This is a genomic window from Candidatus Binataceae bacterium (assembly GCA_036495685.1).
GTDB lineage: Bacteria > Desulfobacterota > Binatia > Binatales > Binataceae > JAFAHS01.
The window spans coordinates 1-11690 of sequence record DASXMJ010000120.1 but is presented as its reverse complement, the minus strand read 5'-3'; the positions used below and the strand labels follow the sequence as shown (position 1 = coordinate 11690).

Genomic DNA, 11690 nt, shown 5'->3' with positions numbered 1-11690 from the left:
GTTGCGTTTGAAAGGCCGAATTGTCGTAGTCGATTTTCGCCAAGGCGGCGCTGCCGCCGAGGTACAGGCCGCTTATTCCCTCGGCGAACGCGGGCCGATTGAACGCACAGATCGCCAGCAAAATTAGTATCCGGTGGGTTCTGCGTTGTGTCATGGGGGTGACTATACCTGCGCTGCCGTGATGCTTTTGTTACTGCTCGACACGTGACTGTCATCTGGGTCAGTCACTCTTTAGCCCCCAAAAACGAACCAGCAAGAGTCATGCTCAAACTGAATTTCCGATCGACGCAACTCGCAGTCGTTTGTTTGGCCCTCGCCTGCGGCGCGTGCCGATCCCAGCACGCGACTTATGCCCCCGATGGCCGCAGGGGTTATGTCATCACTTGCGGCGGCTTCTTGAATAGCTACGCAAACTGTCTGGTCAAGGCCGGCCGTGCCTGTGGTAGCCGTGGGTATGAGACGCTGAAGGGCAGTGAGGATGATCGCGAAATCATGATCGCGTGCAAGGCAGCGCCGTAGCGCAAAGGCGCCTGCGAGCCGCTCCCGTATTAGATAAGCCCGCGTTCCGCGGAGGCGTCGATCGAGTGGCTTGATCGCGCCGAACTCGATTCCCTCCTCAAGTGGCTCGGCCAGTCCGGACTCAACATGTGCGGGTGTTCCCCAAAGAGGGGCGAAGGAACACTATATGTTCTCCAGTGAGAAGGAGTCCCGTGATTCGAACCAGTGTCAGAGGCATCGACGTCGTGCTGGAGACGGATCCGCGCCTGTTTTCGCCGCACGAGATCGATGCCGGCACGCTTGCGATGCTGTCGCATGCTCCGTTCACGGAAAAGGACAAGGTTCTAGATCTTGGGTGCGGATACGGAGTGGTGGGCATCGTGGCCGCCAGACTCATTGGAGCCGAACGCGTCTGGATGATCGACAGCGACGCCATTGCGATCGAGATTGCATCGCGGAACGTCCGCGCGAACGAAGTGGACGGCGTCGTGGTGACGCGGAGCGAGGGTTTCAGCGACTTTCAGGAGACGGGGTTTACGCAGATTCTGTGCAATCCGCCGTATCACACCGATTTCCGCGTGCCCAAACAATTCATCCACAAGGGTTTCAACAGGCTTCTGGTCGGGGGGACGCTATGGATGGTCACGCAACGACAGCTGTGGTATCGGAACAAGCTGAAGGCGATCTTCGGGCGCGTGCGTGAGCACAGTCGCCCACCGTACACGGTGTTCGAGGCCACGAAGACTTCGCCCAGGTACGCAACTGCGTCCACACATTAGATACTGCAAGCCGCCGCTTTCGGCCAGCTGCGGTCGGCCAAACCGCCGAAATACCTGCCGCGAAGCGGCCGCTCCTCCAACCTCTATAGGCGCGCCGGTATACGGTCCTTGGAGGTACGGGTGCTGATTGATGATTTGAGGTTACTACGGGCCGGCAAAAGGTATTTCGACAAGCTTCTGTAAGAAACCTCTCGGTGACTAGACTACCTATGTCATGACCGTCGGCAAGCCGAGTCCCGTGGAGCCCAAGCAAGCGCAGCCATCTTTCGCATCGTCGGCCCAGTACTTACAGTACGCAGAGGTCGTCGCTGAGTTTGGTGGCGCACTGGCGCGGCTGACGAACGCTTATGAGGCCGACCCTGATCGTCGGCGCGATCTGCTGCAGGATGTGCACTTGGCTTTATGGCAAAGTCTCGCATCATTCGATCAGCGCTGCTCACTGCGGACCTGGGTCTACCGGATTGCCCACAATACGGCGCTTACGCACGTGACGCGGAACCGAAGAGTGCGCCTGCGCACTAGTTATACGCTCGACTCGATCGGCGACATTGCAGACTTACACGACATTGAGACCCAAACTGGCCAGAATCAAGCCCTCCAGCGTCTACACCGACTCATCGGCCTTCTTCAATCGCCTGATCGACAGGTGATCTTGCTTTATTTGGAAGACCTGGACGCCGAATCAATTGCTGCGATCACGGGGCTAACACCGGGCCACGTGGCGACCAAAATTCATCGTATCAAGACATTGCTGACTCGACAGTTTCATAGCGGGGAGATCAGTCATGCGTGAAGAAGATCTGAAGGCTTTTTGGAAACAGCAGAATACGGAGCCAATTCAAATGACGACCGAGCAAATCCGATTGAGGGCAACCTCCTTCCAAAAGACCGTCTGGAGACGGAATTTGGTGGAATACATAGCCTGTGCATTCGTCATACTTGCTTTCAGCGCATACATCTGGATTTTTCCAAATCGTTTGATGAGGCTGGGCTCGCTGATGGAAATACTGGCGACGCTCTTCGTGGCCTATCGACTGCGAACACGGGCGCGCAATCGAGGGCTGCCGGCTGCGGATGCAGGATCGTCGTTCCTGACTTTTCACATCAAAGAACTCTCGCGTCAGAGAGACTTCGTGCGTACAGCCTGGTACTGGTACGTTGTGCCACTCATGGCGGGCCTGTTGGTCTTCGTGTGGGGGATGGTACAGGTGGTCCGCCCCGAAGCCAGAGGTGTGCTGCTCGGATTTGGGGCAGTTGTTGTTGCGCTCGGCGTAGTAATCAGTTTTGCAAATATCTGGAAAGCGCGCGATTTGAAGCGGGAGATCGACACCTTAGTGTCTCTCGGAACCACACAATCTGACGGGCCGCGATAATGCGCGCTCGCTATTGTACTGGTTCGGTGCATCGCTCTTCCAAATGCAAAGACATGGCATCCGCAAGTGTCAACGAAAAATTGTCCAGCTCGGCTTGGTAACGGAGGGGGCTGTCCTATGAAGCTTCAACAAATCTGGGTTTTCATCTTGATTGCGTTCATCGGATTTGGATTGTCTTCGGCTCGGGCGCAGTCGGTGCCCGCGGTGCAAGGCGATTTCGTCGGCACTCTTGGCCCGTTGCATCTCAAATTGCACATTGTCGCCGGGACGGGTGGCGCGCTGAGCGGCACGATGGATAGTCCGGACCAAGGTTCGATAGGAATCCCCTGTGCGGATTTCCAGGTGCAAGGCCAAACCATCTCATTCGCCGTACCGGCGGTGCATGGCAATTGGACAGGAGCGATCGCGGATGACGGCAGGACTCTCACCGGAACCTGGAATCAGGGCAGTCCCCAACCTCTCACGTTCACGCGTGACACGTTCATCCCGGCCGACAAACCTTCGCCAGTAGACGGATTCTGGCTTGGTATCCTGCAGGCGGGCTCGCAGTCATTGCGAATTCAAATCTCGGTCAAGAGCGACCGCAGCGGCCAGGAATCGTGCGCACTCGACAGCCTGGATCAGGACGCTTTTGACCTATCCTGTGCAAACGTCGCCCGCTCCGGAACAGATTTTTCATTCAACGTTCCAGCCTTGAAGGGTCGCTGGAGCGGTAAGCTCTCCAGCGATGCACAGACTCTGACGGGCACCTGGAGCCAGGGTGCCCCGCTGCCGTTGAACCTGCAGCGGCAAGCCACACCTGTTCCACCGACTCCGCCGCCGAAGGTCTCATACATTCCGGCAATGGCTCCCGTCGATGCCGCCGGAATGCAGGCGGTGCTGAATCAAGACTTGGAGCAAGCTCTCAAGCGCGGTGCACTGTCACCGGGTACTTCGGCCGGCGTTGCCATCGGCGTGGTGCGCGGCGGGACGCGACGCGTTTTTGCCTACGGTGCGGCACGAACGGACTCCATTTTCGAGATCGGCTCTATCACCAAGACGTTTACCGGCCTCGCAATGGCGCAGTTGATTGCCCAGGGGAAGATTCGCCTCGATGAGCCGGTCCGCGAACTGCTCCCGTCTGGAGCCGTCGCCAAACCGCCCGGCGCCGAAATCACCCTGCTCGATCTCATCACGCAGCATTCAGGCCTGCCAAGGATGCCCGACAATTTCAATCCAGCCGACCCGAGCAATCCCTACCGGGACTATCGCCCGGCGAATCTCTACCAGTTTGTCGCGCAGCACGGCGTGGCGAAGCCCGCGGACGCCGCCTTCCTTTACAGCAATTTGGGGGTGGGGCTGCTTGGGCAGGCGCTCGCTGATCGCGCTGCCATGCCTTATGCGAATCTCCTCAACGAGGAAGTTACCGGGCCACTTCGGCTCCGGGACACCGTTGTGTCGCTTTCGCCCGAGCAGCAACAGCACTTCATACAGGGCCACGACCCGGACCACAATCCTTCCCACGCCTGGGATTTCGATGCGCTTGCTGGCGCGGGCGCCATTCGCTCAACCGCCGCCGACATGCTGACTTACTTGGAAGCGAATTTACATCCGGAGAAACAGCCACAGAATGCGTCCGCGAACGGGCGGACGCTGCCAGTCGCTCTCGCCCAGTCGCACGAGCTGCGTGCGGAAGCTGGACCCGGCATGCAAATCGCCTTTGCGTGGCTGTACGAGTCAGCTACCGGGACTTATTGGCACAATGGTGCGACTGGCGGGTACAGCAGCTACGCATTCTTCAACCCTTCCTGCGATTGCGCGGCCGTTGTTCTCATGAACACAACGATCAGCAATCGAGGCAGTTTCGCGGATCGGCTGGGCCAACATATCGGCCAACGATTCGCGGGCCGTACCGCCATTTCATTGGCCGACTAACGGCGCAGACCGGTTCCTCAATGTTCGGTTCGACATCGACCGACTCTGGGAAGTGAGCCGCACGGAATGTATCCTGACGGGATGACACCGGCCGAGCTGCCTTACTTACTTCGACGGGGACGGCCGGATGACGCGTTGGCAATCCTTGAGGTGCAACGCTCCGCGATCCGGGGAACTGCCGCCTCAGCCTATAGTCAGGCGATCATCGATGAATGGGCCCCGTACGTTATCGTCCCGCAGCGCGTGGAGGCTTTCGTGCGCTGGATCGAACGGGGCGAGGAACTGGTGGTGGTTGCCGTGGACGCTACCGAGCGGGTTATGGGCTTTGGTTCAATCGTTCCCGGCAATGCAGAGCTGCGAGCCGTATACGTGGCCGCGGAGCACGGTCGCCAAGGGGTAGGCCGTGCAATCCTGGGTCGGCTGGAAGAGCTAGCGCGAGAGGTCGGCATGACCGAGCTGCGCATGGATGCATCGATCAACGCTGTGCACTTCTACGAAGCGAACGGTTTTGTTTCGCTGGAGCGGGGCGAACATCTCATGTCCTCTGGAGGTCGCATGGCCTGCGTGCGTATGCGTAAGGCCATCCACCCATAAGCCGCGCGGATCTCTGCCTCGAGTTGAAGGTTGTCCTGCCGGAGAGCGGCTTCCATCCGAAGGCCGTGAAGCAATGCCTCTTGACATTACGACACTAGTCGAAATATCGTATATACATGAAAGCCAAAGCCATCATCGAAGCCTTAGGTGCCCTTGCCCACGAGCATCGGCTCGCGATCTTCAGGCTGCTGGTTGAATGGGGGCCTGAAGGGCTTCCCGCCGGTCACATCGGTACTCGCCTGAAGCTCGTTCCCTCCTCCCTGACCTTCCATCTGCAGAATCTGCAGCGCGCGGGGCTCATCACGCGGCGGCGCGAGAGCCGACAGCTCATCTACAGCGCTGACTTCGAGTCGATGCAGGGGGTCGTCGGGTACCTGACCGAGAACTGCTGTGCGGGGAGTGTCTGCGCGCCCTCGTGCAAACCAGCCCGCCCGGCCTCTAAACGGGCTGCGGTTGCTTGAACTGAGTTATCAGCGTGCGGAGCGCGCAAGAGCGCCGCGTTCATGGTCAACCGACTTGAGGAGACTTGAAATTATGAAACGACTCCATGTGCACATCAGCGTGAAGGATGTTGAGGCCTCCATCCGCTTCTATCGGCAGCTCTTCGCCGCGGAACCGGTGGTCGTGAAGAGCGACTACGCCAAATGGATGCTCGATGATCCGCGCGTGAACTTCGCCATTAGCAATCGAGCGCGGCCTACGGGCGTCGACCATCTCGGTATACAAGTCGAGGACAAGACGGAGCTTACCGAGGTCTACGAGCGCTTAAAGCGCGCCGAGGGACCGGTGATCGAGGAAGGCGAGACGGTCTGCTGCTATGCCAACAGCGAGAAAAGCTGGATACACGATCCTCAAGGCATCGAGTGGGAGACCTTCTTAACACACGGCGAGAGCACGGTGTACGGCACCGATCTGGTCACACCGAAGACTGCGAAGCCCTGCTGCGCACCGAACCGAGCAGTGCAAGAATCGTGAGCGCGCGCGCCTACCACGTCCTCTTCCTCTGCACGGGCAACTCCGCGCGCAGTGTACTCGCCGAGTCGCTCCTAAATCACTGGGGCAAAGGGCGTTTTACGGCCTTCAGCGCAGGCAGCTTCCCCAAGGGTCAAGTAAATCCTCTGGCCGTTGATCTCTTGAAGCGCATGAACCTTCCCACCGAAGGGCTTCGCAGCAAGAGCTGGGATGAATATGCGGCACCGGGCGCGCCGCCGATCGACTTTATCTTTACCGTGTGCGACAACGCGGCCGGGGAAGTATGCCCCGTCTGGCCGGGAAAACCGATGACAGCGCACTGGGGCGTGGCCGACCCTGCAGCGGTAGAAGGCACCGAGCTCGAAAAAGCCACTGCGTTCCGCAAGGCCTTCAAGGAGCTGGAAACGAGGATCAAGCTCTTCACGGCTTTGCCGATCGCCTCCCTCGATGCGATGACCCTGAAAGCGAGGCTTGAAGAGATCGGTAACAGCGACGGCGCCACCCGGCCTTCCTGATGCGCCGAGCTCTACTTGCTGAGGGCTTAGGCTCCCTGCTCCTTGCGGCGACCGTCATCGGCTCTGGCATCATGGCTGAGAGCCTCGCGAACGGTAATGTCGCTCTTGCCTTGCTTGCGAATACCGCGGCGACGGTTGCCGTGCTCGCCGTGTTGATCGCGCTCCTGGCGCCGATCAGCGGCGCGCACTTCAATCCAGCAGTGTCGTTGGTGCAAACCCTGCGAGGCAAGCTGACGTGGCGTGAAGCGGGCGGTTACGTGCTCGCGCAAGTCTTGGGCTGCAGCCTGGGCGCCATACTTGCGCACGCCATGTTCGCCTTGCCGCTGATCGAAACCTCGCTCCACGCACGTACTGGCTTCCCGCAGTGGCTGGGCGAGCTTGTTGCGACGTTCGGGCTCGTGCTCGTAATCCTAGGCATCCGTCGCAGCCAGGATGCGCCCTGGATGGTGGCGGGATGGATCGGTGCCGCGTACTGGTTCACCTCGTCGACTTCCTTCGCCAATCCCGCGATCACCATTGCTCGCGCGCTCTCCAACACCTTCGCGGGCATCGCCCCTTCGCACGTCTCGGGCTTCGTCATCGCCCAGCTCTTAGGAGCTATCGCCGCAATCCCGGTCGCGCGGGCGCTTCGGGGACCAGAGGGCAATAGCGCGGAAGCCGCCTCTTCCCAGGTTAAATATGTGGAGTAGATGGGCCGAATAGTGGCTTCCTGCTGCGAAACCACTATCGGCACTCGCCATTTCGGCTCATCGCAGGGAACCGACCAAAGCCGCCCAGTTCGCGATCGTCTGATTGTAATGTGACCACGCGGATAGAGCCGACTGTGCCCACAGGCGTACAGCAGTTTTGTGCTCCGTCGGATCGGAGCGGGGGTGAACGTACGCGACAGTGAGGGATCCAACCGACGCCGGTGGTTCAAGCCAAAACAACGCATCCTTGCGGCGCACAAGTTCAGTCATTACGGCGTTTGCGCGCTCCGGTGATAAACCTTCCCTGAGTTGCAGGTGCAGCCTGACAAGATGCAAACCGACCGATTGAATACTTTGCGGCGACCGCTTTCCGGGGTGTTGTAACGCATATGCGTCGACGGTCAGACGGTGGACCTCTAGCAATGCGCTATCGCTGTACTCGCGAGCCAATACTTCACCGAAGGCCGCCCAACAGCCGGGTGAGGATTCCATGTAGGGATGGGTTGGACCGTCAGCGGCCGAAAATCGCGCGCCGCAACCGGGGCAGGTGACGAGCGAGGACGATGACTCCGCTATGACCAATCGAAGTGCAGATCCGGAACATAAGCCGAATAATTACCGCCGGCACTTTCAATCACGATTGCGTAGCGCATGAGATTGACCTACTTCTTCAACCCTGACTGCTTGAGGATACTGTCTAACGCGCCCGTAGACAAATCGTCGCGCCACCAAGAGCCATCCGTCATTACTCAACGTGCTCAGATCAGTCCCCTCTCCGCCAGCGATACACACGCGCCGTCGCCGACGATGATGTGGTCGAGCAGCCGGATATCGACGAGCGCCAGTGCTTCTTTCACCCGCTGCGTGATGAATTCATCCGCCTGCGACGGTTCCGCGACGCCGCTCGGATGATTGTGCGCGATGATCACCGCGGCGGAATTGCGCTGCAGCGCGAGTTTCACGATCTCGCGCGGATGAACGCTGGCGCCATCGATGGTGCCGCGGAACAACTCCTCGAATTGAATCAGGCGATGGCGCTTGTCTAAATATAGGCAGCAAAATACCTCGTGCTCCAAGTCGCGTAGCCGCGCGCTGAGAAAGTCGCGCGTGGCTCGCGGGCTCGACAACGACGGGCCGGCGCGCAAGGTCTCCGACAGTTGTCTTCTCGCAATCTCCACCGACGCTTGCAATTCGGCATAGCGAGCAGGACCCAATCCCGGCTCGGCGCAAAATCGCTGCCGGTCGGAGGCGATGAGCTTGCGCAGTGAATGAAAACTTTTGAGTACATCCCGCGCCAGATCGAGCGCCGAGTGCCCGGGCGTGCCGGTGCGCAGCAAGATGGCCAGCAGCTCCGCATCGGAGAGCGCGGCGGCGCCTTTGTCGAGGAGCTTTTCTCGCGGCCGTTCGTCGCTCGGCCAGTCCCGAATTGCCATGCGCCAGCTTGCGGGTTGATGGCCTTTCCTACCATGCGCATTTCGCCGCGGAAGAGGGCGAAACAGCGAACTTAGGTCCGCTCTCGCCCCGCCCTCGACTGCAATTTGCGACGGACGTTTGTGTTCCGCCGGGTTTGCTTGTGATTAAATCCAGTACCGATTGGCGCCAGGAGGCCGGCATGTCCGACGAATTCTTTCGCAAAACATTCGGTGATGCGGAGCCGGTGCATCTCGGCAGCGGCTGGGTGAGCGGAGTCAGCGCTGTCTTCCTCGGGTTGTTGGCCTTGGGCGCGGTGCTGTGCCTGCGCTTTCCCGCGCTCCTGACGTTGCCCGAAGCCCGCGCCCACTATCCCATGGGTTTGATACGGCCGCTCATCCAGGGAATCATCTTCGCCGCCTTCGTGTTAGCCGCGCTCTCGGCTGTGCTCCGTGAGCGCAAGGTTCTGGCGCTCACCGGCGCGGCCCTTGCCGTTGCGGCGCTGGCCTTGGGCGGCGGAGGGGTGCCGTTGCCGCAGGAAGTTGCAACCAAGACGGGAATAGGTTTGGACTGGTTCGTCTTGGATCTGTTCGTGATGACCATCGTCTTCGTTCCGCTCGAGCGGATTTGGCCGCTGCACCCCGGTCAGGGAACCTTCCGCGCCGAGTGGACCACGGATGCCTTCTATTTCATTGCGACGCACCTGCCGTCGCAACTGATCAATTTCCTGATGCTGCTGCCCGCGGCATTGGCTGCTCCGTGGCTGGCGATCCCGCAACTTCAGGCCTACGTCCGTAATTGGCCGTTCGTCGTCCAGCTCTTGGCGGTCATTCTTGTCGCGGATCTGGCGCAGTACGCCGTGCATCGGATGTTCCACAAGATTCCCGTGCTTTGGCGCTTCCACGCCGTGCATCACTCGATCCGCACCATGGATTGGATTGCCGGCTCGCGCTCGCACTTTTTCGATATTGTCGTGACGCGCGGCTTGATCATGATTCCGCTGGCGCTCTGCGGCTTTTCGCAAGGCGCGATCATCGGCTATATCCTGTTCGTGTCTTTCCACGCCACGTTTTCGCACCTCGATTTTCGCCCGCGCACCGTGTGGCTGGAGAACTACCTGGTTACGCCGCGTTACCATCACTGGCATCACTCCGCGCAAGAAGAAGCCATCGACTGCAACTTCGCCATCCATTTTCCGTGGATCGATCGCATCTTCGGCACCTGCCATTTTCCCAAGGATCAATGGCCCAAGAGCTATGGCTTGAGCGGCACATCGGTCCGTCCCGGGTTCTTCAGGCAATTCATCGACCCGTTCATGGGCCGATAGCGCGTGGCCTAGAGACTGAGTTCCAAATCGGCCAGGTCCACCGGTCTTACGGTGCCTGTCTTCGAGGGCCTGACCAGGCCCAGTGCCGCCATGGCCTTCACCGTCATGAAGCCGAAGTCGAACTCATCGTCGGCATGGGAAAGCCGCAACAGATGCGGATAGTGATGATGATTGTTTTGCAGGCAGGCACTGAAAGTGGCCATGACCGGCAACCATTCGCCGACGTTCATCGCGTTGTCGCCCGGATCGTCGTATCGGCGCGTACCGAAGCGTCGATCGTGGGTCCAGTAATTCTGGATCAGGTTCACCCATAGCGCGAACACGCGGATACCCGCCCACAGCACGAATGCGAACTCACCGTCGCGCACCAGCGCCCAAACTACGCCAAAGCTGATGACTTGCGCCAAAACCGCGAACAGCGGGTGGCCCACCATCGGAAAAGGCCAGGACTTCAGGACGGCGTCGCGAGCCATGTCCTGTTCGCAGCGGTACGGCAGAAGGCATAGATACGCAGTCTTCCAGAACCCGTCGGCGGAAAGCTTGTTCGGATCGCCGGGGTGATCGGCGAAGCGGTGATGATTGCGATGGCGATTGACCCAGCTGACCGGATCGACGTAGATGCCGACCGTGTTGTTGAGCAGTACCAGTGTCTTGATGAACCATGGCTTATAGTCCAACGCGCCGTGCGTAATCCCCATGTGGATCACGTCCGACAAATAAATGCCGGCCAGAAACCAAACGAAGAGGATGTACAGGATCCCGATACCGGCGCCGGTCCATGGACCGAGAGCCGCAGGCGCGAACAGTGCCGCTGCCGCGACACTGAGCAGGAGTATCGCGAATCCGATGGCGTTGTAACTTTTCATCGACGTCTCACTTCCCTGACGAGATCTGACAACTTCAGCTGTGTCCGGAACTGCCGAAACCACCGCTGCCGCGCGCGGTCGCCGAAAAATCCTCGACCACTTCGAACGCCACTTGCACCACCGGCACGATGACCATCTGCGCAATCCGATCGCCGGGGTTGATGGTAAAGGGCTGTGTACCGCGATTCCAGGTCGAGACCATCAAGGGGCCCTGATAATCGGAATCGATCAAGCCCACCAAATTGCCGAGCACGATGCCATTCTTATGGCCGAGGCCCGATCGGGGCAACAACATAGCGGCCAGGCCGTGGTCGGCGATGTAAATCGACAGGCCGGTCGGAATCAATTCCGCGCTGCCGGGCGGCAACAGCAGCGGCGCATCGATGCAGGCGCGCAAGTCCATGCCGGCCGAGCCCGCGGTCGCATGCTGCGGCAGGGGAAATTCGCGCCCAATGCGCGGATCGAGGATCCGCAGCTTGATGGTTCGTTGCATGGGCGCCGGCCTGGGTCCCTTAGACTCGCCGCGGCCGGCGGCCGCGCACGCGGTCGCGGGGTGCGCCGGCAGCGGTTCTACGCTTTCTGGCGCCGCGCCGCGGGCTGTCGTCACGCGGCGGCAAGCGCTTGGCGATGAGCGCGATGAGTTCGCGTGCCACGTCCAGTTTGGGTCCGCGCGACACTTCCAGTTTGCCGCCGGGCCAGATCACCGTCAGCGCGTTGTCCTCACAATCGAATGCGATGCCATCGCCGACTTCG

The 11690-nt window shown here is 59.9% G+C and carries 14 protein-coding genes; 10 read left to right on the top strand and 4 right to left on the bottom strand.

Going from position 1 to position 11690, the window contains the following annotated elements:
• Positions 1–710: 710 nt before the first annotated feature.
• From VGI36_12155 to VGI36_12115, 9 genes are all read left to right on the top strand, one after another.
• Complete coding sequence (locus tag VGI36_12155) at positions 711–1277, top strand: methyltransferase (GenBank protein HEY2485897.1); 567 nt, start codon at positions 711–713, stop codon at positions 1275–1277.
• A gap of 214 nt (positions 1278–1491) precedes the next feature.
• Positions 1492–2070, top strand: coding sequence for a sigma-70 family RNA polymerase sigma factor (locus tag VGI36_12150; protein ID HEY2485896.1), 579 nt, complete (start codon positions 1492–1494; stop codon positions 2068–2070).
• On the top strand, positions 2063–2650 hold the full coding sequence (locus tag VGI36_12145; protein HEY2485895.1) for a hypothetical protein: 588 nt from the start codon (positions 2063–2065) through the stop codon (positions 2648–2650). The genes VGI36_12150 and VGI36_12145 overlap by 8 nt, the downstream gene beginning before the upstream one ends.
• Before the next feature lie 117 nt (positions 2651–2767).
• Positions 2768–4564 (top strand): serine hydrolase domain-containing protein, encoded by a 1797-nt coding sequence (locus VGI36_12140; GenBank protein ID HEY2485894.1) that lies wholly within the window; start codon positions 2768–2770, stop codon positions 4562–4564.
• Positions 4565–4699: 135 nt separating this feature from the next.
• Positions 4700–5158, top strand: a complete 459-nt coding sequence (locus VGI36_12135) for a GNAT family N-acetyltransferase (protein ID HEY2485893.1) — start codon at positions 4700–4702, stop codon at positions 5156–5158.
• A gap of 116 nt (positions 5159–5274) precedes the next feature.
• Positions 5275–5619 (top strand): helix-turn-helix domain-containing protein, encoded by a 345-nt coding sequence (locus VGI36_12130; protein ID HEY2485892.1) that lies wholly within the window; start codon positions 5275–5277, stop codon positions 5617–5619.
• Positions 5620–5692: 73 nt separating this feature from the next.
• Positions 5693–6133 carry an ArsI/CadI family heavy metal resistance metalloenzyme gene (locus VGI36_12125; GenBank protein HEY2485891.1) on the top strand — a complete coding sequence of 147 codons (441 nt, stop codon included), beginning with the start codon at positions 5693–5695 and terminating at the stop codon, positions 6131–6133.
• The gene (locus tag VGI36_12120; protein HEY2485890.1) at positions 6130–6645 is read left to right on the top strand and encodes an arsenate reductase ArsC; all 516 of its coding nucleotides are present in this window, start codon (positions 6130–6132) and stop codon (positions 6643–6645) included. The genes VGI36_12125 and VGI36_12120 overlap by 4 nt, the downstream gene beginning before the upstream one ends.
• Positions 6645–7334, top strand: coding sequence for an MIP/aquaporin family protein (locus tag VGI36_12115; GenBank protein ID HEY2485889.1), 690 nt, complete (start codon positions 6645–6647; stop codon positions 7332–7334). Before VGI36_12120 ends, VGI36_12115 begins: the two co-directional genes overlap by 1 nt.
• A 758-nt stretch (positions 7335–8092) precedes the next feature.
• Here VGI36_12115 and radC read toward each other — a convergent pair.
• The gene (gene radC, locus VGI36_12110; GenBank protein ID HEY2485888.1) at positions 8093–8767 is read right to left on the bottom strand and encodes a DNA repair protein RadC; all 675 of its coding nucleotides are present in this window, start codon (positions 8765–8767) and stop codon (positions 8093–8095) included.
• Between the two features lie 179 nt (positions 8768–8946).
• On the opposite strand from radC, the gene VGI36_12105 reads away from it, so the two are divergent.
• On the top strand, positions 8947–10071 hold the full coding sequence (locus tag VGI36_12105) for a sterol desaturase family protein (protein HEY2485887.1): 1125 nt from the start codon (positions 8947–8949) through the stop codon (positions 10069–10071).
• 8 nt (positions 10072–10079) lie between these two features.
• Here VGI36_12105 and VGI36_12100 read toward each other — a convergent pair whose 3' ends face one another.
• From VGI36_12100 to VGI36_12090, 3 genes are all read right to left on the bottom strand, one after another.
• The gene (locus VGI36_12100) at positions 10080–10937 is read right to left on the bottom strand and encodes a fatty acid desaturase (GenBank protein ID HEY2485886.1); all 858 of its coding nucleotides are present in this window, start codon (positions 10935–10937) and stop codon (positions 10080–10082) included.
• A 34-nt stretch (positions 10938–10971) separates the two neighbouring features.
• Positions 10972–11430, bottom strand: a complete 459-nt coding sequence (gene dut / locus VGI36_12095; protein HEY2485885.1) for a dUTP diphosphatase — start codon at positions 11428–11430, stop codon at positions 10972–10974.
• Between the two features lie 19 nt (positions 11431–11449).
• Positions 11450–11690, bottom strand: a 241-nt coding sequence (locus VGI36_12090) for a hypothetical protein (protein ID HEY2485884.1), incomplete at its 5' end; no start/stop codon positions are given.

Excerpts from the sequence above, each read along its gene's own strand:
- VGI36_12105 (HEY2485887.1), top strand. The coding sequence starts at position 8,947 with ATGTCCGACGAATTCTTTCGCAAAACATTCGGTGATGCGGAGCCGGTG.
- radC (HEY2485888.1), bottom strand. The coding sequence starts at position 8,767 with ATGGCAATTCGGGACTGGCCGAGCGACGAACGGCCGCGAGAAAAGCTC.
- VGI36_12100 (HEY2485886.1), bottom strand. The coding sequence starts at position 10,937 with ATGAAAAGTTACAACGCCATCGGATTCGCGATACTCCTGCTCAGTGTC.
- VGI36_12140 (HEY2485894.1), top strand. The coding sequence starts at position 2,768 with ATGAAGCTTCAACAAATCTGGGTTTTCATCTTGATTGCGTTCATCGGA.
- VGI36_12150 (HEY2485896.1), top strand. The coding sequence starts at position 1,492 with ATGACCGTCGGCAAGCCGAGTCCCGTGGAGCCCAAGCAAGCGCAGCCA.
- VGI36_12125 (HEY2485891.1), top strand. The coding sequence starts at position 5,693 with ATGAAACGACTCCATGTGCACATCAGCGTGAAGGATGTTGAGGCCTCC.
- dut (HEY2485885.1), bottom strand. The coding sequence starts at position 11,430 with ATGCAACGAACCATCAAGCTGCGGATCCTCGATCCGCGCATTGGGCGC.
- VGI36_12130 (HEY2485892.1), top strand. The coding sequence starts at position 5,275 with ATGAAAGCCAAAGCCATCATCGAAGCCTTAGGTGCCCTTGCCCACGAG.
- VGI36_12115 (HEY2485889.1), top strand. The coding sequence starts at position 6,645 with ATGCGCCGAGCTCTACTTGCTGAGGGCTTAGGCTCCCTGCTCCTTGCG.
- VGI36_12145 (HEY2485895.1), top strand. The coding sequence starts at position 2,063 with ATGCGTGAAGAAGATCTGAAGGCTTTTTGGAAACAGCAGAATACGGAG.